This window comes from Alteromonas macleodii, from assembly GCF_903772925.1.
Classification (GTDB): Bacteria; Pseudomonadota; Gammaproteobacteria; order Enterobacterales; family Alteromonadaceae; genus Alteromonas; species Alteromonas macleodii_A.
In genome coordinates this window covers 1,590,081-1,615,122 of sequence record NZ_LR812090.1, presented here as the reverse complement: position 1 = coordinate 1,615,122, position 25,042 = coordinate 1,590,081, and the positions used below count along the sequence as shown (strand labels likewise).

General features: G+C 44.2%; 21 protein-coding genes. 7 read left to right on the top strand and 14 right to left on the bottom strand.

The genetic code is table 11. The annotated features are described in order from the left end of the window. Positions 1 to 124: 124 nt before the first annotated feature. From PCAR9_RS07100 to seqA, 7 genes are all read right to left on the bottom strand, one after another. Positions 125 to 451, bottom strand: coding sequence for a heavy metal-binding domain-containing protein (locus PCAR9_RS07100; RefSeq protein ID WP_025254804.1), 327 nt, complete (start codon positions 449 to 451; stop codon positions 125 to 127). 53 nt (positions 452 to 504) lie between these two features. Continuing rightward, positions 505 to 915, bottom strand: a complete 411-nt coding sequence (locus PCAR9_RS07095) for an HIT domain-containing protein (protein ID WP_179982992.1) — start codon at positions 913 to 915, stop codon at positions 505 to 507. Next, positions 908 to 1,939, bottom strand: coding sequence for a succinylglutamate desuccinylase (astE, locus tag PCAR9_RS07090; RefSeq protein WP_179982991.1), 1,032 nt, complete (start codon positions 1,937 to 1,939; stop codon positions 908 to 910). The genes PCAR9_RS07095 and astE overlap by 8 nt, the downstream gene beginning before the upstream one ends. A 286-nt stretch (positions 1,940 to 2,225) precedes the next feature. Continuing rightward, a complete protein-coding gene (locus PCAR9_RS07085; protein ID WP_179982990.1) occupies positions 2,226 to 3,530 on the bottom strand; it encodes a putative bifunctional diguanylate cyclase/phosphodiesterase in 1,305 nt (434 codons plus the stop codon). Positions 3,531 to 3,848: 318 nt separating this feature from the next. Next, complete coding sequence (locus PCAR9_RS07080) at positions 3,849 to 6,326, bottom strand: glycogen/starch/alpha-glucan phosphorylase (RefSeq protein ID WP_179982989.1); 2,478 nt, start codon at positions 6,324 to 6,326, stop codon at positions 3,849 to 3,851. A 219-nt stretch (positions 6,327 to 6,545) separates the two neighbouring features. After that, on the bottom strand, positions 6,546 to 8,198 hold the full coding sequence (gene pgm, locus PCAR9_RS07075; RefSeq protein WP_179982988.1) for a phosphoglucomutase (alpha-D-glucose-1,6-bisphosphate-dependent): 1,653 nt from the start codon (positions 8,196 to 8,198) through the stop codon (positions 6,546 to 6,548). 46 nt (positions 8,199 to 8,244) lie between these two features. After that, positions 8,245 to 9,054: a replication initiation negative regulator SeqA gene (gene seqA / locus PCAR9_RS07070; RefSeq protein WP_179982987.1), complete on the bottom strand. Its 810-nt coding sequence runs from the start codon at positions 9,052 to 9,054 to the stop codon at positions 8,245 to 8,247. A 233-nt stretch (positions 9,055 to 9,287) separates the two neighbouring features. Here seqA and PCAR9_RS07065 point away from each other — a divergent pair, with 233 nt between their 5' ends. The 6 genes from PCAR9_RS07065 (at position 9,288) to cynS (ending at position 17,351) form a co-directional block, all read left to right on the top strand. Continuing rightward, positions 9,288 to 10,235 (top strand): AAA family ATPase, encoded by a 948-nt coding sequence (locus tag PCAR9_RS07065; protein ID WP_179982986.1) that lies wholly within the window; start codon positions 9,288 to 9,290, stop codon positions 10,233 to 10,235. Positions 10,236 to 10,262: 27 nt separating this feature from the next. Continuing rightward, complete coding sequence (locus PCAR9_RS07060; protein ID WP_232091138.1) at positions 10,263 to 11,465, top strand: DUF58 domain-containing protein; 1,203 nt, start codon at positions 10,263 to 10,265, stop codon at positions 11,463 to 11,465. Beyond that, positions 11,462 to 13,528 (top strand): transglutaminase TgpA family protein, encoded by a 2,067-nt coding sequence (locus PCAR9_RS07055; protein ID WP_179982985.1) that lies wholly within the window; start codon positions 11,462 to 11,464, stop codon positions 13,526 to 13,528. The genes PCAR9_RS07060 and PCAR9_RS07055 overlap by 4 nt, the downstream gene beginning before the upstream one ends. A gap of 493 nt (positions 13,529 to 14,021) precedes the next feature. Next, a complete protein-coding gene (locus PCAR9_RS07050) occupies positions 14,022 to 14,870 on the top strand; it encodes a formate/nitrite transporter family protein (RefSeq protein ID WP_179982984.1) in 849 nt (282 codons plus the stop codon). 129 nt (positions 14,871 to 14,999) lie between these two features. Then, complete coding sequence (locus PCAR9_RS07045; protein ID WP_179982983.1) at positions 15,000 to 16,883, top strand: bifunctional protein-serine/threonine kinase/phosphatase; 1,884 nt, start codon at positions 15,000 to 15,002, stop codon at positions 16,881 to 16,883. 18 nt (positions 16,884 to 16,901) lie between these two features. Continuing rightward, a complete protein-coding gene (gene cynS / locus PCAR9_RS07040; protein ID WP_039216226.1) occupies positions 16,902 to 17,351 on the top strand; it encodes a cyanase in 450 nt (149 codons plus the stop codon). Positions 17,352 to 17,454: 103 nt separating this feature from the next. Here the strand turns inward: cynS and fusA are convergent, their stop codons facing one another. The 5 genes from fusA to PCAR9_RS07015 form a co-directional block, all read right to left on the bottom strand. After that, a complete protein-coding gene (fusA, locus tag PCAR9_RS07035; RefSeq protein WP_179982982.1) occupies positions 17,455 to 19,542 on the bottom strand; it encodes an elongation factor G in 2,088 nt (695 codons plus the stop codon). Between the two features lie 183 nt (positions 19,543 to 19,725). Continuing rightward, positions 19,726 to 20,823, bottom strand: coding sequence for a 23S rRNA (cytidine(2498)-2'-O)-methyltransferase RlmM (rlmM, locus tag PCAR9_RS07030; RefSeq protein WP_179982981.1), 1,098 nt, complete (start codon positions 20,821 to 20,823; stop codon positions 19,726 to 19,728). Next, complete coding sequence (locus PCAR9_RS07025) at positions 20,816 to 21,328, bottom strand: DUF423 domain-containing protein (RefSeq protein WP_179982980.1); 513 nt, start codon at positions 21,326 to 21,328, stop codon at positions 20,816 to 20,818. The genes rlmM and PCAR9_RS07025 overlap by 8 nt, the downstream gene beginning before the upstream one ends. A gap of 42 nt (positions 21,329 to 21,370) precedes the next feature. After that, entirely contained in the window at positions 21,371 to 22,021 is a 651-nt protein-coding gene (locus tag PCAR9_RS07020) for an alpha/beta family hydrolase (protein WP_232091282.1), read from the bottom strand. 70 nt (positions 22,022 to 22,091) lie between these two features. Next, positions 22,092 to 22,994, bottom strand: a complete 903-nt coding sequence (locus PCAR9_RS07015) for a transcriptional regulator GcvA (protein ID WP_179982978.1) — start codon at positions 22,992 to 22,994, stop codon at positions 22,092 to 22,094. Between the two features lie 217 nt (positions 22,995 to 23,211). Here PCAR9_RS07015 and PCAR9_RS07010 point away from each other — a divergent pair, with 217 nt between their 5' ends. Further along, positions 23,212 to 23,490, top strand: a complete 279-nt coding sequence (locus tag PCAR9_RS07010; protein ID WP_179982977.1) for a hypothetical protein — start codon at positions 23,212 to 23,214, stop codon at positions 23,488 to 23,490. 61 nt (positions 23,491 to 23,551) lie between these two features. Here the strand turns inward: PCAR9_RS07010 and kdsA are convergent, their stop codons facing one another. After that, positions 23,552 to 24,406: a 3-deoxy-8-phosphooctulonate synthase gene (kdsA, locus tag PCAR9_RS07005; protein WP_179982976.1), complete on the bottom strand. Its 855-nt coding sequence runs from the start codon at positions 24,404 to 24,406 to the stop codon at positions 23,552 to 23,554. Between the two features lie 20 nt (positions 24,407 to 24,426). Beyond that, positions 24,427 to 24,792 (bottom strand): SirB2 family protein, encoded by a 366-nt coding sequence (locus PCAR9_RS07000; RefSeq protein WP_232091137.1) that lies wholly within the window; start codon positions 24,790 to 24,792, stop codon positions 24,427 to 24,429. Positions 24,793 to 25,042: the final 250 nt, after the last annotated feature.

The following is a 25,042-nucleotide window of genomic DNA, read 5'->3' as shown; positions in this document are numbered from 1 at the left end:
ATAAGTTTTTTGAGGGTAATAAACAAAAAAAGCGAGACATTGCGCCCGTTGACAAACAACGGGCTCTAGCCTCGCTCTAATTGGTGGATAAGCGCATACTTTAAAAACTATACACTTTTTGTATTTATACCGGCGTCGTTTTTACTGCAGTACCACTAATGCTCACCATTAGCATGCTGCCTTTATCTCCAATTACTTGATAGTCTAAATCTATACCAACCACAGCGTTTGCGCCCATGCTTCTTGCTTCATGCTCTAGTTCGGTAAACGCTAGTTTTCGCGCAGTGGTAAGCTCTTCTTCATAAGACCCCGAGCGTCCGCCTACAATATCGCGAATAGATGCGAAAAGATCTTTAAACACATTTGCGCCCATTACGGCCTCGCCCACAACAATACCGTAATAAGCCTCAATTTTGTGACCTTCCAAGGTTGGGGTAGTTGAAACAATCATGCGTAACTCCTTTTAATGTGAACTATTAATCTACCGCTATTAGACATAACCGCCTAACTATTGTCTTTAAACCATTGCTTAATGGTCTCAACAAGTGCTTGCTCTTTATTAGTGTCATAGGCCACTGTAGGCTGATTACCCCATACAGGTTTTGGCCAAGCACAGTCGTTTTCAAAACGCGCGACGTGGTGTACATGAAGCTGTCTTACCACGTTACCTAATGCGGCTACATTTAGTTTTAATGGTGAAAATATGGCTTGCATCGCCTTTGAAGCCAGCGCAGATTCTCTTAGTAAGACCACCTGGTCATCTTCTGATAAATCGATAATTTCCGCGATATCATTTTTCATAGGCACCAGTATGAGCCACGGAAACTGGCTGTCGTTCATCAACAGTACACGACACAGCGAGAGATCACAGACAAAAAATGTATCATTGTGTAAACGGCTATCAAGTTTAAACATCTAGCTTATCCAGGGTGGTAGGCACTACGGTTAATAAGGCGCGTTGCCCAATGGCCACCTTTGCGTTAGGAAAAACAATAGCTTCACCGTCTTGCTCAGCAACGTATTCTTTGCCTGGTTCAGACGCCAACACTGTGCCTTTAGGGTAGTCAGTGAAGTTTGGGGTATCGTCGTCAAAATGGAGTGTAAACTCTTCTTCCTGGCGGTTTATTACTTGGTTCACGCGGTAGATATCAAGGTCGTCCATATTTACCGAAGGTGAAAAGTCTTGTTCCGTTATAAGCTGCATGAGTGCGTTTTTAGCATCAGCAAACCGGCTCATGTCGTTCTGCCCAAACGGGCGTACTTTTCCAAGTTCAACGGTAAACGCATGGGCGTTATATTGATAAGAAGAAAAATAACTAAATGTGGTGGTTGAACTTTCAGAAAGTAGAATGGTTTTTACCCCACACGCTGCAAGGAAGGCAAGCTGCCCTTTACTGTGAACTCTGTCGTGAAGATAAGGATATACCGCAAACTTTTCATTTTTAGAAGCGCGTATTGCCGTGTGCAGGTCGTAGTGATAACGGGTGCCTTCAGCCGCTTCAAAGAAAGACGCTACCGCCTCTTCTAACTGCTTAGCACGCACACGTTCGGCGTTCACTAAACCCTCACCTTTTGAGTGCGCGCCGCTAAACAATCGGTTCATGTTCTCTTCGACAAAGCGCTCAGCAATATCCATGGCCGGTAAATTACCGAATAAAAACAGCACATCATGTGCTAACGTCATTGCCCCTGTAAGGATACCTTTAACCAACTCATCACAAATTTCGATAGGTGCAGTTTCATTACCATGAACACCACAGGACAAAACAATGCGTTTACTTGGCGTAGAGGTAGGCTGTACGGAGAAACTAATGATGCCAGGCGCAGTGATACTAACGTCGGTACCATTGGCTAGCGTAAATTGGTGAGCACGTTCGAATAACTCGGGTTGACGGCGAGAAAGTGTTAAAAAATGGCCGCTTTCGATAAGTTCTTGCATAAGTGTGAGCTTTGTTGACTTTGTCTAATCTCGAATGACTTAAGTGTACCGAGACAGTCTATCAAAATCACCTAATCTCAAGGTTTTATTGCGCTAGGCTGTAACTAATAAATAACGCTTTCACGTAATGGTAGCGATATTTTGCATGCCCAGGCCGCGCTTCAATAACCAGAGCATAGCAACATTTAACTTAAATCGGTGACCAAAATTGAAAAGTCTAGAAACCAAGATGCAATAAAGTGCAAAGCCACTGAGGTTTATTGCGATTGACTAGCGTTGGCAGTAGTTAGGCCTGTGCCCTTCTTGGCGAACTACCGACAATAATCTCTTGCTGAGTAAGTTGAACAAATTCAGTAAAAGGTACGGCACGAGAGAATAAATACCCCTGCCCTTGGGAAACCCCGACTTCTCGTAGAATATGAAGCTGCTCTACGGTTTCAATACCTTCAGCGACTACACAACACCCCTTAGCGTGACCTATAACTTTTGCAGCTTCAATAATCGCCCTGTTGACCGGATGTGTTTCTAATTCCATGACAAAAGATTTGTCTATTTTAAGCGCATCAATATCTAGGTCGCGAATATAGGCAAGGTTAGAATATCCTTTGCCGAAGTCATCTACCGATATAGCCACACCAAGACTTCTTAGCTCATCTAGCTGTTTTTTCACCATTAGTGAATTGGATAGCGCAACGTCTTCGGTGAGTTCTAATTCAATGAGGGATAGCGGCAAACCATAGGTATCACTTAACATTCTCAGTGTAGGTATTAACTGATTGTCGTAGAGCTGAGTAGGTGAAATGTTTACCGACAGAACAATCGGCATTCGTAGCCCATCCAGTTCAGCGAGTGCTCTAAACGCTTGCTCCAACGTCCAGTAGCCCAGTTCATTCATCATGTTGTATGACTCTGCGGCTTCAATTAACGGCCCGGGAAACAATACACCGTCAAGAGGATGGTTCCAACGCAACAGGCACTCAGCCCCCACAACTTCAAGGGTATTCAGGTCAACTTTGGGTTGATAATAAAGCTCAAGTTCATTTTGGGAAAGTGCTCGCTTTAGGTCCGCTTTTAGCGCCAAACTTCTGCCCGTATCAGATTTGTCTGACTTGGTCAGTGCAAAGTAGTTTTCGTATTTATTCTCTTTGGCCTGCTTTAATGCAGATTCTGCACGAGATACAAAAGCGGTAATCTCAAACCCATCGTTTTCGCCGCATACCACGCCAACATTAAAATCAGCAATAAATGCCGTGCCGTCATAATGCATAGGTGTTTTGAAATGCTCTACAAGGCGCTCGAACATTTGTCGCATTACGGTTTCTTTATTTTCGTTGGGAAAAACAATTCCAAATACATCGCCGCTAATTCGGCCGATAAGCACATGTTGCCCAAAAAGGTGTTGAATACGATTAGCAATTTCAAGCAAGAAACGGTCGCCAACGTGAATACCTAAACTCGTTGTTACATCTGAAAAACGCACTACATCAACCAGCATCAAAGAAATAGAGGTACTTTGAGACGCCTGCTTTAAAACGCTATCGATAAACGCATAGCGATTGGGAATGGTTGCCAGTGATCTATGTTGGCTCATGATGTTTTCCTTGAGCTTTACGCTTCTAGGTACTAAAAACAACTACTTATATAAGACCATGCCGATACAAATGGCGCAACGACACGTGCGTATAATTTTGCATACCTTCTTATACTTTTGTACAACATTGTTTAATTCTGTGCCCCTGTTTGGCCAATAGCTACTTAACTATCGTTAATAAAATACCAAAGAAACCTTTCAAGTAAGGCAATACCTCGTGAGGGTGCACTGATTTAACAATATAGACGCTTTTTAAAGAGGTAATAAAAAAACCCGGCTAGTTTAACACTGCCGGGTTCTTTCTATACGCTTCTGCGATTAGCTTTCAATCTTACACGGTGAAAGCTTCCAAACGCGCTCAACGTAGTCACGAATTGAGCGATCTGAAGTGAACTTACCCATCTTCGCTGTGTTGATAATAGCCATTTCCGCCCAGCGCTCTTTGTCGCGATACGCAGCATCAACGGCTATTTGCGCGTCAGAATAGGCGCGGAAATCCGCTAGCACCATGTAGGGGTCGCCGTTATCTAGCAGGCTTTGCTTGATAGATACCAGAGCTCCTGGTTTACCCGGCGTGAAATAATCGGTTTCTAACCAATCCAGCACCGCTTTAATCTCAGGGTCTTTGTAGTAGTAATCGTGCGGGTTGTAGCCGCTAGCCTTAAGCTCGTTCACTTCTTCTACAGTCAGACCGAAGATAAAGATGTTGTCATCACCTACTTCTTCAGCAATTTCAACGTTGGCCCCGTCAAGTGTACCAATAGTAACCGCACCATTGAGTGCAAGCTTCATATTACCTGTACCTGATGCCTCTTTACCTGCCGTACTGATTTGCTCAGACACGTCTGCTGCAGGGATCATTTTCTCTGCAAGCGACACGCGGTAGTTTGGTAAGAATGCCACTTTGATCTTGTTGTTGACGCGCGGGTCGTTATTAATCTTGTCAGCAACTTTGTTAATCGCGTAAATAATGTCTTTTGCAAGCTTGTAGCCCGGCGCTGCTTTTGCACCGAATACAAATACACGCGGGTGCATATCGTAATCTGGATTTTCAAGAATACGACGGTACAACGCCATAATATTAAGTAGTGCTAAGTGCTGACGTTTATACTCGTGCAAGCGCTTAATTTGCACATCGAAAATAGCGTTTACGTCTACTTCTATATCCAATGACTTGCGAATCTCTTCTGCTAGCAACTCTTTATTCTCAAGCTTCACTTTCATAAATTGCTTTTGGAACGTTTTGTTGCTTGCGAATTTTGCCAAGCCCTGTAGCTTGTCTAAATCTCTTGGCCAATCATCACCTATTTTCTTATCAATAAGCTTAGATAGCCCAGGGTTACATGCTTTCAGCCAGCGACGCGGCGTAATACCGTTGGTCACGTTAGTAAGCTTACCCGGGTAGAGTTCGTCAAATTCAGGGAAAAGCGATGATTTAACTAGGCGAGAGTGCATTTCTGCCACGCCGTTAACCGCAAACGAGCCAATTACCGAAAGGTGACCCATTCGCACCATCTTTTCGTTACCTTCCTCAATGATTGAAAGCTTAGCCTTCATTGCATTGTCGCCAGGCCACTTCTTATCAACCTCTGCCATAAAGCGGTGATTGATTTCGTAGATGATTTCCAAATGACGAGGAAGAATTTTCTCAATCATGCGGGCAGGCCACTTTTCAAGCGCTTCTGGCAGCAAGGTATGGTTGGTATAGGCGAATACTTTGGTACAGATACCCCAAGCTTCGTCCCAACCTAACTCTGCGCGATCTACAAGAATACGCATTAGCTCTGGTATTGAAATAGCTGGGTGAGTGTCGTTTAGCTGAATAACAACCTGGTCTGCGAAACGGCTCCAATCGTCACCGTGGGCGCGCTTGTAACGACGAATAATATCTTTTAGCGAGCACGAGCAGAAGAAGTATTGCTGAATAAGGCGTAGCTCTTTACCCGCTTCGGTTTCATCATTTGGATAAAGCACTTTTGAGATGGTTTCTGCCTGCACGTTTTCACGCTGTGCATCAACGTAGCCACCCGCATTAAACACGTCCCAATTAAAGTAATCAGACGCTTCTGACTGCCACAAACGCAGTACGTTTACGGTTTTACCTTCGTAGCCTACAACCGGAATATCCCATGGTACACCTTTTACAATAGAACCAGGGTGCCACTCTTTAAGCACGCGACCATTTTCGCCGTACTTTGTTTCTACGTAACCATAAAGAGAGACTTCTTGTATAGATTCTGGACGGCAAATTTCCCAAGGGTTACCGTAATCACGCCAGCTATCTGGGCGCTCGATTTGCGCACCGCTCTTAATTTCCTGACGGAACAGACCGTGTTCGTAGTGAATACCATACCCAATAGCAGGCAATTCCATGGTAGCTAGGGAGTCAATAAAACACGCTGCTAGTCTGCCAAGGCCGCCGTTACCAAGCGCCATGTCAGGCTCTTCTTCAAGAATATCTGAAATCTCAACGCCTAGCTCTTTCAGTGCGCCGCCAGCAACGTCGAACAAGCCAAAGTTTTGCAGGTTGTTTGAAAGTAAACGACCCATAAGGAATTCGGCCGAGAAGTAATGAACGGCGCGGGTGTCGTTCAAATAGTGACTCTTCTGCGTTTTGCGCAATCCTTCAAGCACTTGCTCTTGAATAGCCGCACAAGTAGCTTTCCACCAGGCGTGGTTGTTTGCTTTGTTTTCGTCGGTGCCTAGCGTGCAGTGTAAGTGTTTGATAACCGCTGCTTTGAATGCAGCCTTATCGATCACTGGAGAGGGTTGCGTCTTGGTCGCTTTTGCGTTCATTTTGCGTCTCACTCTTAAGTAAAAGCGGTGTTCACACACCGAAAGCGTAATTTAATTACAGAATAACTTCAGAATATGACAGCAATATAGCAGTGACTCACACCTAATGTTGTAATAATTTTGTTAAAATAACAAGAAAGCCGCATGAATTCGTATGCATTCATGCGGCCTTTTACATTTTAGTTACAAACAAACCGCTAAAGCGATTTATTTTTGTACTTATTTAATAATTTTACCCACCAGCGTTTCAGCTTCGCCAATTAACTCTTGTAAGTGGCTTTCACCATTGAAGCTTTCTGCGTAAATTTTGTAGATCTGCTCGGTGCCAGATGGGCGAGCTGCAAACCAGCCGTTTTCTGTTGATACTTTAACACCACCAATGGCTGCATTATTACCCGGAGCGTGAGTTTGCACAGAAGTTATAGACTCTCCTGCTAAGGTATCGCTAGTGACTACAGACGCATCCATCGCTGAAAGTTTCTGCTTTTGCTCAAGGGTCGCTGCTACGTCTACACGGCTGTATACCGGTGCTGCAAATTTTTCCGTTAGCGCTTCGTAGTGCTCGCCAGGATCTTTGCCTGTAACGGCTAGAATTTCTGCTGCCAACAAACAAAGAATAAAGCCATCTTTATCTGTTGCCCACGTGCTTCCATTACGCTCTAGAAAAATACCACCCGCACTTTCTTCACCAGCGAAACCAATAGTGCTGTTAGATAGACCCTCTACAAACCATTTGAAGCCAACAGGCATTTCAGCCAGCGGCTTACCTAGACTATTCGCTACGCGGTCAATCATGCTGCTAGATACGAGTGTCTTGCCGATATTCAAGTCACTTGGCCAGTCTGGACGGTGGGTATAAAGATAATTAATTGCCACGGCCAAATAGTGGTTAGGGTTCATCAGCCCTGCGCTTTTGCACACGATACCATGACGGTCGAAATCTGGATCGTTGCCCCATGCTAAGTCAAAGTTGTCTTTTAGCTCAATTAACCCTGCCATGGCGTAAGCAGATGAACAATCCATGCGAAGCTTGCCGTCTTTGTCACGACGCATAAAACCAAACTGAGGGTCGACAGCATCATTAACCACCGTAATGTCTAACCCGTATTTTTCAGAAATACGCGACCAATATCCTACTCCGGCGCCACCCAGTGGGTCTGTGCCTAGCTTTAAGTTCGCTTTTGCAATCGCTTCCATGTCGATGACTTTGGCTAAGTCCTCGATGTAAGGCTCCATAAAGTCTTCTTCACGGACCAGTTTGCGCTCGGTAGCTTGGCGAATATTAATACGCTGAACATCTTTGTTGCCATCAGCAATTAACGTGTTTGCGCGATCTTGAATTTGCTTAGTTACATCGCTATCGGCAGGGCCACCGTGTGGGGGATTGTATTTAAAGCCGCCGTCTGAAGGAGGGTTATGAGAAGGTGTAATAACGATCCCGTCCGCCTTGTCTTTATTATCAGCACGATTATAACGAATGATAGTGCGGGAAATAACAGGCGTTGGCGTATAACCCATGCTTTCATTATCTGCACGTTGCACCACAACATCTACGCCGTTGGCACATAAAACTTCTATTGCAGTGATCATGGCCGGTTCAGATAACGCGTGGGTATCTTTACCAACGTATAGCGGGCCGTCAATGCCTTCTTGCTTGCGGTATTCTACCAAAGCTTGGCAAATTGCACTGATGTGAGTATCGGTAAAGGTAGCGTTTGAAGCGGTACCTCTGTGGCCTGAGGTACCGAAGGAAACCGCTTGGCCCGGGTCATTCATATCCGGTTTGTAGCTGTAATACTGGCTCACCAACTGTGGTACGTTAATGAGTTGTTCCTTTGCTGCATGCTCTCCAGCCTGCGGATGTAATGCCATGAAAAAAGTCCTTATTTAGAAGTTTCGTTATTTGTTGCTTGGCTTGCTATTTACCTTCTGAAGAGAAACGCGCGACGACGGTTTCAATTACATCAGGTTGATAACCTAGGTTACGCAAAACTTGTTCCAGCATGTTCGTTTTCTTGGCAGTGTTATTATTTGTCACCACCCAGAACGGGCTATCTGGGATAGCTTTGGGATTTGTACTGCTGCCATTTTCAAGTAACGCTTCCTTACTTGTCGCAAAGTAAGTACGGTTTTTACCCTTAATGCTTTCAACACGCGCAAAATTTTCTGCATTAAGCTTGTGCGCTGCACTTAAAACAAACAAGAACTGATCAACCCGTTTAGTAAAGGTGCTCAATGCATCTTTTGACACGGCATCCAAAATGTCTCGCTTGGTGTGGGCGTCGTTTGAAAGCGATGTTTCAGTAGCCGCCGCTGGCTTTTTCACAGCTTTGGTGCCAGCGGATGTTTTCGCTGCAGCAGTTTTTGCAGGCGTGGCCTTTGCTGGCGCTTTCTTCGCCGCAGTTCTATTAACCGAGGCTTTTTTCGTTGTTGACCTTGCCGAAGCGTTAGACGCTTTTGTAGCAGTTTTGGCTGATGGTACTTTAGGCTCCACTTCTGCTTCTACCGCCGAGCTTGGTTTACTTGTCGACTCTGTAACGTCTGCACTTTTTGTTTCGCTTGTTTTTGCAGGCGTCGATGAAGCTTCACTAGGCTTTGAGCCCTGCGATACAGCTCCGTCTTCAGGTAAAAGTAAACGTCTTAAAATTTGCGATGCACTCTCACCAATATGCTTAGTCTGGCTGGCGATGAAGGCATATAAATCGTCATCTATTTCAATGCTTTTCATAACTACTTCCTTTTTAAGAGGCACCATTATAGACAACACAATTAAAGTACGCAGCACTTAATAGCAGATGTTTTGAGGAATCGTGAATATTAAAGGTTGAACAGACCCATTGCATACCAACGTATAGATTTACAAAGGTATAAGAATAGAAAGCGATACCCTATCGTTGCTACTATGATTAAAACTATCGTCATTAGCATGACAGAGTATTTTTAAATAAAAGTGACAAAACTATGCGCCAAGATATTATTCGTATTCAGCAAGCTCTTAGTCAAAAAATTATTGGTAAAGAGCACCAGTTGAAACTTGCCATTACGTGTTTACTGGCCAATGGTCACTTGTTAATTGAAGACTTACCTGGAATGGGGAAAACCACCCTTTCACATGCCCTCTCACAAGTTTTTGGTCTTCAATATGCGCGTATTCAGTTTACGTCAGACTTACTTCCTTCCGACATGTTGGGCGTAAACATTTTTCACAGTCACGAAAGCGATGAGCAAAAACGCTTCTCTTTTAAACACGGCCCTATTTTCAGCCAAGTAGTTCTGGCCGACGAATTAAATAGAGCAAGCCCTAAAACTCAAAGTGCCCTATTAGAGGCAATGGAAGAGCGCCAAGTGAGTATTGATGGTGTGACCCACGCACTTCCCTCGCCTTTTTTTGTGATTGCTACGCAAAACCCTAGCTATCAATCTGGCACTTACCCTTTACCAGAGTCTCAGCTAGACCGCTTCTTTATGCGTATTTCACTGGGCTATCCTGCTTGGGAAGCCGAAAAAGCTATGCTTTTGCAGCAAGACGCTTCAGCGCCTCTCAGCCAAATTCTAACTGAAGCAAATTTACACCAAATGCAAAGTGAAGTGTCTGCTATTCATACGAGCGATGCCATTCTTGACTATATTTTGCGACTGGTAAGCGAAAGCAGAGAGAGCGGCGACTACCCTAACCCGCTTTCACCGAGAGCAAGCCGAGCAATACTTCAAGGTGCTAAGGCATGGGCATATGTGTGTGGTAGAGATTATGTGACGCCCGACGATGTTCAGGCTGTATTTGTGGCAATTACCGCACACCGATTAAGTTTATCTTCCCACCAAGGTGCTCAGGGACAACATAACCAAACTTTTGATGGAGAGAAACTGAGCCAAAAATTACTTAATAGTATCGACCCATTAGCAGCGTAGTATTTATGGATTGTCGGAGTATTACACGTGCGTAAAGTGCCTGCCTCCTTATCAAATTACTTCAAGCAGCGACTACTGAAGTGGCTAGATAAACGTGTTCCGGCTTCCCCCGAACATCACCTAAACTTGAACAGTATTTTTATACTACCAAGTGGGTTTGGCTGGTCGTTTATTATTTTGTCGCTGTGCTTGTTTTTACTCGGGACCAACTATCAAAACAACTTGATGTTACTGCTTAGCTATTTGTGCTTAAGCATTATGCTACTCACGTTGTTTTACACTCATAAAAACTTTGCCCGTCTAGCTCTTAAAGCTCTTCCGCCCGACTCATTTCATTGCAACTTAGACGGTGAAATACACCTTCAGATCATTCCTCATAAGAACACTCCAACGAAACCCTGCAGTGGCGTACTGTCGGTAAAGTGGCTGAATGTAGTGCGCACAGCAAATACTCACACTCAAAAAACAACTGATGGCGACACATCAGCATTTTTAGAGCGAAACTTTAGCTTTGCGTTAAATACACATCTAGGCTCAAACAAAGGCCAGCGACAAAGCCTCAGGGTACCTTTGCAAATACCAAAGCGAGGGCTATTCACTTTGGGTCGAATGACCATCGCCTGTGACTTTCCTCTTGGGCTTTATAAATGCTGGACTCACCTTGATTTTGATCAGCAAGTTATTGTGTATGCCAAGCCTCAGGAAGGCCCTATCACTATCAATAGGATTGCCAATACAGATGAGTCAAAAAATGTTAGTGAATTGAGCCACCCAACCAGTAGCGAAGACTTTTACGCATTGAAGGATTACGAAGTTGGACAGCCACTTAACCGGGTATCGTGGAAGCATGTGGCTAAAAATGGAAACTGGGTTTCTAAATCTTTTACTTCTCTGCAAAGCGACAGCTATATACTTTCAATACCGTCTAATACGGATTTAGAAACTGCGGTTTCGGCGCTTACTCATGCCGTACTTTCTTTGACAAAAGCGGGCTCTTGGACAAAAGCGGAATTTGGGTCAAGTGCAAAACGCGGGTTCGGTGTACAGTTCAAAGGACTAAATATTGCGCCTGACCATGGAGCTGAGCACATACATGAATGCCTTAGCGCACTTGCTTGTTTAGCGTCTGCAAGTAACACAAGCCATAATACGTCATCGTTCACCTCAACAACAAACAGGCCCGTATCTTTAGCTTCCAAGCAAAAGAAGAAGATGAGGCCTTTAAAGTGAGTATCCTTACTTCTAGGCAGTTTTCACAATTAGCTGTTTTAAAAAGCGTATTTAGCCAACCCCAATCTGTGGCTGTTCTTCTACTTTGCGCAGCCTTTTCCCTAATACTCTCTACGCTTACCTCACCTTTAATGATATGGGTATTGATGCTTAGCGGGTGTGCTGTGGTGGTGAGGGTTGCAGGCCTTAGCACACTGCACAACTTACCTACTTCACGTACGGTGAATTTACTTGCTGTACTTGCCGTATTTGCTTTGTCTTGGTTTGGTTTCTCAGTAGGTCTTCTTGATAGCATGATTAATTTGTTGACGGTAGCGTGCGCCTTAAAAATCATGCTTGTTAAAAATAAGCGAGATTTTCACCTGCTAATATGTACCAGCTTATTCTTAATCGGCTGCGGTTTTATTTCGTCACTGAGTGTATTTGCATGGATAGGCTATACAGCTATATTAGCATTACTGCTCGTCGCAACGGCCATTTATCACGGTGCTGGTGTTTCTATAGCGAGAAGCGTTAGATTCGTCAGTATACTTATCGTTCAAGCTTTTCCCATTGCGCTACTTTTATTCCTATTATTGCCTCAGCTTCCGCCCCTTTGGCAAATGCCCACGTCAAAATCCACGGAAACCGGGCTTTCCGATACAGTGACGCCTGGTGATATAGCATCACTTGCTAGCTCATCTGAACTTGCTTTTAGTGCTACCTTCAATAGTGAAGAAGAGGTTCCCGATGCGCCTTTGAGATACTGGCGTGCAATGACACTCGAGCATTTTGATGGAAAAACCTGGTCTATCAGTAACAAACGCAAACAAGCCGAGCAACAGTTAGCTTCTATGGGTAGATCAACGCCTCTATCCATCCTAGCAGTAAAAGAATTATCCCTTGTAACCGACTATGAATTAATTGTAGAGCCGACTCAACAAAGGTGGCTATTCGCGCTAGAACCTTCATCGCCTAATAACCTTAAGAACAGTATTACTGTCAGCACGCTATTTGATTATACCTTGCGTGCCGATACGCCTATATCCAGCAAAAAAGCCTTTTATTTACGCTACTTTTCAAACGCACCGATCATAAACGGTATAGGAAACTTTGAAGCGCAACTAAATTTGCAAGTTTCAACAAATGGCAACCCCGAAGCCAGGGCTTGGGGACAAGCACTAGCCAATCAATACAGCAATACTATTGAGGTCGTCAATGCGGTAATGCGAGAATTCAATCAAGGGGGGTTCCGCTATACCCTTTCCCCAAATGCTATGCCCGTGGACCCTATAGACAGCTTTTTATTTGAGCAACGGGCCGGCTTTTGCGCTCACTATGCTGGCGCTATGGTATACGTGCTTCGCGCAGCTGGCGTACCGGCTAGAATGGTAACAGGCTACCAGGGTGGTAGCGCACTAAGTGATAACGTCCTTCAAGTAAGGCAGTACGATGCCCATGCATGGGTAGAAGCCTTAATAGACAGTAAGTGGATACGTTTCGACCCCACCAGCATGGTCGCGCCGTCTCGATTATCTTTTGGGCTTGAACACGCATTAGAAGAATTAGGGGAGTCACGCGAAACAACCATATTAAGTGAATTTGGCAATTCTGCATTTTTTGCAACCTTGCAAGGCTGGTTTCAGCAACTCGATTATTCGTGGAGCAAGTGGGTGCTGGGTTTCGATAATACAGCCCAGACCAACATGCTTGAGGAACTATTAGGCGCGCTGACTCCGCAGAAAATGCGTGCAGTATTTTTATCGGCTCTTGGGTTAATCGGGCTCATATTGGCGCTATATTTTTTACCCAAAAAACAAAAGGTCCACTTGTCGCCTTCGTATCGCATATTGCTAAAAGCGATAAAGCTTGTTGAAACAAAGACAGGGGTACGTAGAGATAACAAAACCTTATCAGCTTATATAAATCAAACCAGCGCTTATTTACCCCCGCATGCAGCCAGGTCATTTAAAAAACTCTGCGAGATATTTGAGCGTGAGCGTTATGCAAAGAGGGATCGAAGCTCTGATAGACATGAAGTCATGAAGCTTCAATTAAAAACACTCAAACAGTCTCTCAAATAAAGATCCTATCTAAAAGCGTAAGTGCGCTTGTGAAATAGATATCGACATTGCACCTTAAACATTCACGCCCCCACCTTTTTAGTGCAAATGGCTGAATTTCTATCAGGACTACTTTTTACTTCCGCCTAAAAAAATAAGCTTAATATAATGTTTTAAATAGATTTTTTTAAAACCATCGCTTATTTTTCATCTATTGGCACTTTTTTGGCTACTTCTTTGGTGTTTTAAAACCATAGTTATTAAAGTTCGAAGCGATGGCTGCTATGTAATATTGCTTAGGAACTTTGGTGTACAAAGGCGTGCACATATAAAGCGTTTAAAAAATTACGACTGATAGCTACTACAATGCACAATTTTTGGACAAAGGCGTCCCCAGTTCTTTCTAACGAGAGTGCTGCGGACGCCTTTTTTTGATCTGCAAGAGCGCATGTAGATAGCTAACTTTCGGAACACAACTGGCAACTTATTAATAACGACAACGTGAGGTGAAACCATGGCTTATCTTCTCCCCGCTGAGTTTGCGACCAAAATGGTAGATGCAGGCGAAGCGAAGATTTATATGTCTACACGAGATACTTTAATACGCGCTTATATGGCAGGCGCAATCTTGGCACTCGCTGCCGTTTTTGCAATTACCATAGCCGTTCAAACTGGTATTTTCCTACTAGGAGCCGTGCTGTTCCCGGTTGGCTTTTGTATGCTTTACCTTATGGGTTTCGACCTTTTAACCGGCGTGTTTGTATTAACGCCGCTAGCATGGCTTGCCCAGCGCCCAGGGGTTACCCCGAAACAGATATTACGAAACTGGGGCTTAGTCTTCTTAGGTAACTTCGGCGGCGCATTAACCGTTGCCTTTATGATGTCGTTTATTTTTACCATGGGCTACAACGTAGATGGCGGCGCTATTGCGACCAAGGTTGCCAGTATTGGCGAAGCCCGAACGTTAGGCTATGCAGAGCATGGCGCAGCTGGCTGGTTCACCATTTTCATCCGCGGCATGCTATGTAACTGGATGGTGTCTCTAGGCGTTGTAGGAGCGATGATCTCAACTCACGTAAGCGGTAAGGTGTTGGCTATGTGGATGCCCATCATGCTGTTCTTCTTCATGGGTTTTGAACACTCTGTGGTAAATATGTTCCTTTTCCCATTTGGTCTTATCATGGGCGGTGATTTCTCTGTAATGGATTACTTCATTTGGAATGAAATTCCAACAGCACTAGGCAACCTAGTAGGCGGTTTAGCGTTTACTGGCCTAACGCTTTATACCACCCACGTGAAGACATTGCCAAAGCGTACAATCCCTGTTGATAAAGCAGCGGCATCTCAAACGCTACCTATCTAATAAAGCTATTTAGCCAAACCGCCATCACGACATAAACCTTTATATTAAGTCGTGATGGCAACATTCTTTCCTATTTAAAAGTAAGTCGACAGACCTATGTCCAGGTAACTAGGAAACAAGCAATTGAATATGAATAAGCAAGCAGCGCTAAAAACATCGAACTCCTCGCTACCTTGCACACTTTCAGTAAGTGCTTTTTCAACAACTGGCATCAAAGACATAAACCAGGATGCTTACACCTACCACGTTTCCTCTGACGAGCTAAATCAAAGTAGCATTTTTATAGTTGCTGACGGTGTCAGCAGTAGCACGGTAAGCCAGGTTGCTAGCGATTTTGCCACACGCCAGTTTACTAAGCTGTTTAACATAGCGCCCGAACAATGGACGGTCAAAACCCGCGCCGAAACCATTATTAAAGAAATTAATGCACTGCTTTATACCCGAACGCAGAAAAGCGCTTTTTGCTACACCCCAGAAAAAGGCTATGTGTGCACATTTTCGGTAGCAATCGTAACCGGCAATCGCCTTGACGTATTTCACGTTGGAGATAGCCAAATTCAGGTTGTTACAAGTAATGCTAAAGACCCTATATTGCTAACTCGCCCTCATCGACAAGCATCAGATAGTGAACCTTCACAAACTTACCTTGCTAATGCGTTGGGCGTTACAGCAAGTATCGATATTGACCACACTTCATTAACGTTAACCTCACCAAGTACCATTGCGATAAGTACCGACGGCGTTTATGAATTTGTAGCGCTACCGAGCATACTCAATAAAATAAATAATGCTTATACGCTATCTGAAAACCAAGCTGCTTTAGTGGTACACGAAGCGTTTAACAATGGAAGCGATGATAACCTCACCCTTCTGCTTATAAAAGTCGAGTTCGGTAATATTGATGTTGGTAGTAGTGGTGATATTGATGGTGAACAAAGCTTGATTACGGCTACTGGAGAAATAGATAGCAACTGTCACGGTGTATCTAATGCAGCCGGCTATAATGATGATAAATTACCACTAAAGACTACCGGCGAGTTAGCGTTTACCGAACTTAAAACAGGCGATGAAATAGATGGCTTTAACTTAAAGCGACAGCTTTATACTTCTGCGCGCAGTCATGTATTTATCGCCACGCGACGCACGTCACCCGTTGCAAACCCGTATGATACTGTAGTTGTAAAAACACCAGCCACTGACTTTTCCCAATCACCTGAAATGCTAAACGGTTTTCTAATAGAGAATTGGTTTTTAAGGCGGGTCGACTCACCCCATATTGTAAAAAGCCCCACGTTTACGGACTTGGGTTATAAAAACACACCCACAGCCTTTTATAGCGTGAGTAGCTATGTACAAGGGCAGACCTTGGCACAGTGGTCTATTGATAACCCTACACCTTCATTAGAACAAGTTCGGAATATTGTTGAGCAAGTCTGTAATGGATTACAGGCAATGCATCGCCAGGGCATTCTTCACAGGGATATACGTCCCGACAATATTATCATCAGCGAACTCGGTCACTGTACCCTTATTGACCTTGGATCAGCTGCCTTACAAAATGCCCCCAGTCTTTATAGTGATGCGCCTATTCCTGGCGCAGCACTCTTTGCTGCACCAGAATACTTTTTAGGAAATGTAGGCACCGAGCGCTCTGATTTATTTTCCTTAGCCGTACTCACTTATTACCTTTTATGTGGTCGTTATCCTTACCATACCAAGCTTGCCCACTGTCGCACTTTTGCTGAACAGAAAAAACTAAAATACGAGACGGCGTTAGATCCTAAAAGGCGAATACCTACTTGGGTTGATAGTGCGCTTAAGCGTGCCTTACACATAAACCCTGACAAACGCTACTCTTCGCTTTCAGAGTTTATACACTCGCTGCGCTACCCAAATCCTTCTGAGCACACAACGTATCAGCCCTTAGTAAAGCGCCATCCGCTTTTTGTCTACAAAGCACTAATACTGGCCCTTATTGTTTGCAACCTAGTAACGCTCATTTTGTTTAATTAACCTGTTGAGGAAATACTAATGATTACATCAAGAACACAAGTTACCGACATGATCCAATCAGCCAAAATTCTAAAAGGCATAAAGTGGAGCCAAATTGCTGAGGTTGTAGGTCAGTCTAAAGAGTGGAGTACTGCCGCTTGCTTAGGCCAGATGGCCATGACAAAGCAACAAGCAGAAGCGGTAGGCGAATTACTTGAACTTACCGACGAAGCCATTGCTTGGCTTCAAATCGTACCTTATAAAGGCTCATTACCCACAGAAGTGCCTACCGACCCGCTTATTTATCGCTGGTATGAACTCGTAAATGTATATGGCACTACCTTAAAAGAACTTATCCATGAAGAGTTTGGCGACGGTATTATGAGCGCGATTGATTTCTCAATGGATTTACAGCGTGAGAACGACCCTAAAGGCGACCGCGTGAGCGTAGTTATGTCAGGGAAGTTTTTACCATACAAAATGTACTAAAGCCCAGTGCTTTAGGCATAAAAAAGCCGGTCGAATGACCGGCTTTTTGGTATTTTTTTGAAGCGTTAGCTAACACAAGTTAGCTAACGTTCGCAAAGGCTAATTACTTAGCGTCTTTACGTGCTTTCGCTTCTTCAATTACTTTGTCAGCTACGTTCTGAGGACATGCTGAGTAGTGGCTGAATTCCATAGAGAACTGACCACGACCAGATGTAATAGTACGTAGGTGACCGATGTAACCAAACATCTCAGATAGAGGTACATCTGCTTTGATGCGAACGCCAGTAGCGCCAGCTTCTTGGTCTTTGATCATACCACGACGACGGTTAAGGTCACCGATTACGTCACCAACGTTGTCTTCTGGGCTGAATACGTCAACTTTCATCACAGGCTCAAGAATTTGAGGACCTGCTTTTGGCATTGACTGACGGAATGCACCTTTAGCTGCAATTTCGAACGCGATTGCTGATGAGTCAACTGCGTGGAAACCACCGTCGTATAGCTCAACTTCAACGTCTAGTACTGGGTAACCAGCTAGAGGACCTACTTCCATCATACCTGCGAAACCTTTTTCGATTGCAGGGAAGAATTCTTTAGGTACGTTACCGCCCACAACAGTAGATGTGAACTTGAAGCCAGAGTTAGTTTCGCCTGGCTTGATGCGGTAATCAATCTTACCAAACTGACCAGAACCACCAGACTGCTTCTTGTGCGTGTAGCTGTCTTCAACAGGTAGCGTGATAGTTTCACGGTATGCAACCTGTGGCTGACCAACTTCTAGCTCAACGCCGTAAGTACGCTTCAAGATGTCTACTTTGATATCAAGGTGAAGTTCACCCATACCTTTAAGGATGGTTTCGCCTGAATCTTCGTCAGTTTCAACTTGGAAAGATGGATCTTCTGCTACTAGTTTACCGATAGCGATAGACATCTTTTCGTTAGCGCCTTTGTCTTTTGGCTTAACAGCAATCGAGATTACTGGCTCAGGGAAGATCATTGGCTCTAGTGTACAAGCGTTTTTAGGATCACAAAGCGTGTGACCAGTTTGAACGTTCTTCATACCTACAACAGCTAGGATGTCACCTGCTTGTGCAGAAGTAAGTTCAGTACGCTCATCAGCGTGCATCTCAACCATACGGCCGATACGCTCAGTTTTACCTGTAGCACTGTTAAGGATAGTGTCACCCTTGTTAAGTACACCAGAGTAAATACGGATAAACGTAAGCGCACCAAAACGGTCGTCCATGATTTTGAACGCAAGCGCACGGAACGGCTCGTCAACAGATACTGTTGCTACTTCACCAGTAGGTTCACCAGTCTCTTCGTCTGTAAGAGGCTGTGGGTCTACTTCTGTTGGAGAAGGTAGGAAATCGATAACCGCGTCAAGAACTAGCTGAATACCTTTGTTCTTAAATGCAGAACCACAGTATGTTGGGAAGAACGCTAGGTCACGAGTACCCTTACGGATACAACGCTTGATGTCTTCTAGAGACGGCTCTTCGCCATCCATGTAAGCCATCATTAGGTCGTCGTCTTGCTCAACAGCAGTCTCGATTAGTTGCTCACGGTATTCGTTTGCTTTCTCAACCATATCTTCTGGGATATCTACTACTTCGTAGTTCTCAGGTAGGCCTGAGTCATCCCAGATGTACGCTTTCATGTCTAGAAGGTTAACAACGCCTTTGAAGTCGTCTTCGATACCGATTGGAAGCGTCATTACTAGTGGGTTAGCAGCAAGAACTTTCTTAACTTGGCCAACAACACGGTAGAAGTCTGCACCCATACGGTCTAGCTTGTTAACGAAGATACAGCGTGCAACGCCAGATTCGTTAGCATAGCGCCAGTTAGTTTCTGACTGAGGCTCAACACCGCCAGAACCACAGAATACACCGATACCGCCGTCTAGTACTTTAAGTGAACGATATACTTCAACTGTAAAGTCAACGTGTCCCGGAGTATCGATGATGTTCATGCGATGATCTTTCCAGAAACAGGTTGTTGCCGCTGACTGGATGGTAATACCACGCTCAGCTTCCTGCTCCATGAAGTCAGTTGTTGATTCACCATCGTGAACCTCACCAGTTTTATGGATTTTACCAGTAAGCTTCAAGATACGTTCTGTTGTGGTAGTTTTACCCGCGTCTACGTGGGCGAAAATACCAATGTTTCTGTATAAAGATAAGTCTGACATTAGTTCACTTTCATTGGTTCAGAGTAAAAAAACGGCTGGATTATAAAGGATTTCTATACCAGATTTACACCTTTTTTAGCATAAACCTAAAATTCGCTTGCCAAAATCCGCGCCAGCATCAATTCTTTTCTATAAGTATCAACAACTTAACATGTTATGACACTTTTTTGAAAAATAACAAAATCACACCTCATCAGCTGAAGTGCGAACAATTGTTACTGTAACTTCATCTCTGTCGTGGTAGAGATGCCTAACCTTAACCGCGAATGCATCATCTAAGGCATTTAAACGGCTATTTAGCAACGCCATGGCTTCGACTACAGTTTCATAGCGTTGTTTCATAGGTAGCTTTAAGTTAAAAATGGCGTGGGTCGCCCAGTGCTTGACCAGCCAATCCCCCATCAATTTCGCTACTCTATCGGGTTGTTCTATCATATCACAGACAAGCAGATCGACGCGACCAAATTGTGGTCGATAAGTAAACCCGTCTGCTGCGTGATGTTCAACCAACCCAGTACTCATTAAACTATCGGCTACAAGTCCATTGTCGATAGCTTCCACATACATGCCGCGTTTCACCAGTTGATAGGTCCAGCCGCCAGGGCACGCCCCTAAGTCAACCGCACGACCACCGCTTCGAAGTACTTTCGTTTGCTGTTTGTCACTCAGCATGTTTACAAGTGCATCTTCGAGTTTAAGCGTAGACCGGCTAGGCGCATCACTCGGAAATTTCAATCGGCAGATACCGAGATGATCACGACTTGCGTGGCTAGGTAATGTATAGCCAATATGACAAATTTCAAACGACTCAAAAAAAATATGCAGCTTAGGTTTACCTAAATTTTCTTTTGCAGTGAGCCACCCCGCCTTTCTTAACGCTTGGCGAAGAGGTACGGTAAACTTACGGCAAAACTTAGCGAGGGTTTTCCCATCCTCGGTATCAGGGTACTCCACGTCGATGGCACCAAAAATAGAAAACGGTTTTTCTACTTCTTTTAGTGCTTCAAGTACCTGCCCCACTCTATCTTCTTTTTCCACTTCAGTTAACGTGACAAAAACAGCCACTAGCTGGCGAGGAAAGATACTGTCGTGAACAGCAAACTGGGTAATGGTTTGCTCTAATTGCGCGGCATCATATAAATGGTAGTGCACAAAGCCACTATTTTTCTTTGACACTGGGTAGCCGTAACACTGAGCTTCACCGTATCGAGATGTAAGTTCGTTAGCCGTGTCATTTTCATACCCCGGTCGGCAATAGCCTAAAATACTAGCATTAGACATTACCTGCTCCTCTGTTTTTGTCCGTTATTTCGGCTTGCGCCATGTGTTTAGCATTTGTCCGATCTAAATCAGATAAGTTTTGCTGTACCCTTTCGTTCTCTTTAGACCTTCCCACAAGCAAACCAATCATTAATAAAGTCCACCCAGCGATAAAGAATAGGCCGCCCAATGGGGTAACTGGACCAAACCATTTAATACCACTGATGGCGAGCGCGTATAAACTTCCGCTAAACAATACCGTACCGGTAACAAAACAAAATGCCGCACGGTTAACCCATTTCGATGAGACGTAAGCAGACAAAGCGGGCAATAGCAACAAGGCTATTGAATGATACATTTGATAGCGCACGCCTATTTCAAATGTGTTGAGTTGCTGTGTATTTAATACACTTTTTAAACCATGTGCGCCAAACGCCCCTAGAACAACCGCTAAGCCTGCAAGTGCAGCTCCAATTACAAGATAAGGTTTAGCGAGGCTAGCCAACCCAAGTTTTTTGTTACTCATTAATTTAATCGTTCGCTTTCATTTAAAATGTTGTTTTGAATATCAACTAGACAGATTGCGGGTTATAAACGCCGCGGTCAAATCAGCAGCTTTAACAATATGCTCTTGTTGGGTTTTACCGCTAGCCTTTCGAGGTTTGAAGCTGTGGTCACCGTCCTCTAAAAATACGCATTCAATAATTGAGGATAGCGCGTAGTTCTCTTCACCACTTTCAATCTCATTTTTAGTACCAAAGGTATCTCTTTCCCCTTGGATGATAAGCAGAGGTTTTGCCGCTGTTAGCAAGTGTTCTGTGCGGGTTTTCTCCGGCTTACCCGGTGGGTGAAATGGATAGCCCAGCGCTATCGCGCCTTTTACGTTGCTAATACCTTCATACACCATGGTGGCCATACGCCCGCCCATGGACTTCCCGCCAATGAAGACGGGTAAGTTATGCAGGGCACTGTTATCTTTGCTACAGGACTCAATTACCGCAGCAAAGTGTGACATGAGTTTATCGGCTTTATCAGGAGGTCTGCGCTTACCAGTAGACTTAATGGTTTGCATATAAGGAAAATTGAAAAGCACCGTAGATATGCCCTTTGCAACAAGTTCGTTTGCCATGTCTTGCATGAACTCATGCTCTTTACCCGCACCAGCGCCGTGCCCAAGTATTAAGCATGCGACAGGCGCTTTGGCTACGTGCACTTCCATATCAAAAGCAACATCCTTTGTGCTAGCTTCTGTATTGGTTTGTAAATTGGCTCCTTCTATTTTAGCCATACTACAACAAATCCTCTTGTTCAGCTTCAACCAGCGCTAAGATCCAGTCTCTAAACGCTGCAATTTTTCCTAATTCAGCCTGTGATTCCTCACAAACCAAATAAAATGCGTCGCGACTCTCTACCCGTTCTTCAAACGGCATCACAAGGCGACCTGCTTCAATTTCTGGCCTAGCGAGTATGGTGTTACCCAACGCGATACCTTGACCTAGCGCAGCCGCTTGCAATACCAACATAGAATGGCTAAAAACCGGGCCATGATTTACATTCACGCCAACAACGCCAACGTGTTTTAGCCAGTTTTTCCACGCGGTTCGGCTTAAATCGTGAAGTAACACATGGTGTCTTAAGTCAGACAAGCTAGAAAGAGGCTTAGGCCCTTGAAAAAGCATGGGTGAACATAGCGGCGTTAGAAACTCTCTGTGCAGCTGATCAGCCTGCAGACCAGCCCAACGCCCCTTACCGTAATATATTCCAACGTCCACATCGTCTTCTAAGAAGCCCTCATCGAAGTCTACCGCTTTTATGCGCACGTCAATATCAGGGTGAGCCAAACTAAACTTATGAATACGGGGTACCAACCATTGGCTCGCAAAGCTAGGCGGCATGGCGACTGTAATGGCACCTTTACTGCCCTTCGCAAGCAATCTTTCTGTCGCGTCCTGTAAGTTTTTAAAGATATCTTTTAACTCTAAGAAATAGGCCTGTCCCTCCTCGGTCAGAAGCAAGGTTCTGTTTCTTCTTAGAAACAGCTTCATAGATAAGAAATCTTCAAGGGCTTTTATTTGATGACTTACTGCTGCTTGAGTAACAAACAATTCGTCCGCTGCCTTGGTAAAGCTCAAATGGCGTGCTGCCGCTTCGAACGACTTTAAGGCATTAAGAGGAGGTAAACGTCGGTGCATATATTGTATTCAAATCCAGTGTGACCGAAGCATGACAAATCCATTAGTTTTTCTAATGACAACCCATACTTTTACTCGTTTTATTTTTCGCCACCTGCTGATTATAATTTACCCGAAATTAAGAAAGAGCATTTAATTTCAATTAATTATGCCGACCAAATGTTAAACATTTTAACATTAGCCAACAAATTTTTAATTATTTTTATTAGGTGTGAAAATGAAAAAACTACTTTTAGCTAGCGTTTCTGTAATGGCTTTCGCAAGCGCTGCTGCAAATGCTAACGCACAACCAGAAAAGATCAATCTACAATCTTTAATCAACACGGCAATGACCAGTGTAAAAATGGCTGAAGTCTTGCCAGAAAACGATGCTCACATCGTTGTTAAGAAGCAATCAAAAGCAATTTTAGCTGAAGAGATCCAAGTTCAGCTTCACAAAAATCTATTAGCAATGGCGAAAGGTGAAGAGCGCGTAACCGTTTCTGAAGCGGAATAAGCAACTTACACACCTGATACGCATGCCGGTGCTTGCACCGGCATACGCCATCAACATAAGCTTAGGTATTACTTGTATCTAACGCGTCAAAACCTTTCACTAATTCATCTAACGCTTTCATTTGCTGCAAATATGGCTCTAATTTCGCCAGCGGCAATGCACAAGGCCCGTCACATAGTGCTTCATCAGGATTAGGGTGTGCTTCAATGAACAAGCCCGCTAAGCCCAACGCCATTCCGCTTCTTGCTAGTTGAGCAGCTTGTGCTCGTCGACCATCTGCAGAGGTAGCACGACCACCTGGCATCTGTAGTGCGTGAGTCGCATCGAATATCACTGGCGCATATTCTTTCATTGCGTCCATACCAAGCATATCCACAACAAGGTTGTTGTAGCCAAAACAGCTGCCGCGTTCACAAAGAATAACCTTATCGTTGCCCGCTTCGCCAAGCTTACCAATTATATGGCGCATTTCGTGTGGTGCTAAAAATTGAGGTTTTTTAACGTTTATTACACTACCCGTTTTTGCCATAGCAACTACGAGGTCGGTCTGACGTGCTAGAAAGGCAGGTAGCTGAATAACGTCAACTACTTCGGCAACAGGTGCCGCTTGATGGGGTTCGTGTACATCAGTGATAAGTGGTACGTTAAAAGTCGACTTGATTTCTTCAAAAATACGTAAGCCCTCTTCCATACCTGGGCCGCGGTAAGACGTTACTGATGAACGGTTGGCTTTATCAAAGGAAGCTTTAAAAACGTAAGGTATATTGAGCTTTTGCGTTACTTCAACATAGTGTTCAGCAATTCGCATAGCAAGATCGCGTGACTCAAGTACGTTCATCCCTCCAAACAGTACGAAGGGCAAATGATTGGCAACCTCGACGTTACCTACATTAATAATCTGTTGAGATTCAGACATTATCTATTTCCAATTAAATCTTAAAAAAGAGGTTGTTTGGTCACTGCAACCATAGCTGTTGCCATTAGGACCACCAGTGCGGCAACGAAGAAGCCCCACTTGCTTAACGTTGTCTTAGCCTTTTTAAGCGCAAACAACCCAAACGCAATGTACAGCACTACGCCGAGCACCTTAAATGTGAGCCATGCGTTAACGAACGGATATTGAGACAGAATAAAACACAGCCAAATTGCAGTAGCTAAAAGCACGGTATCAATGATATGAGGGAGAATTTTCACCCACTTTTTGTTCAACGCTGTGGCGTCGAATTGGCTCCAAATAAACCGAAAGACAAAGAATAAAATACTTAAGCCAACAGCGGTTAAATGAAGGTGTTTTGCCATCATGTACATAGTGTGTTCCTGTTTTTATTAGATGATGAGCCTGCTGCTCGTTACTCTAACACATGTGCTAATTGGGCATTGCTTGATCTTTGAAGCGAAAAGCAAGTGCCCTCTAGAAGACAACTATGGTTAGGCCTTTCTTTATAAGGGCTTTGGCAATATCCGATTGCCCTAGCGTCACATTTTAAAGTGCGAGCAGTCATCTTAAAGGCAGGTGCATTTGGTTACACCTGCCTTATTTTTATAGCGCGCG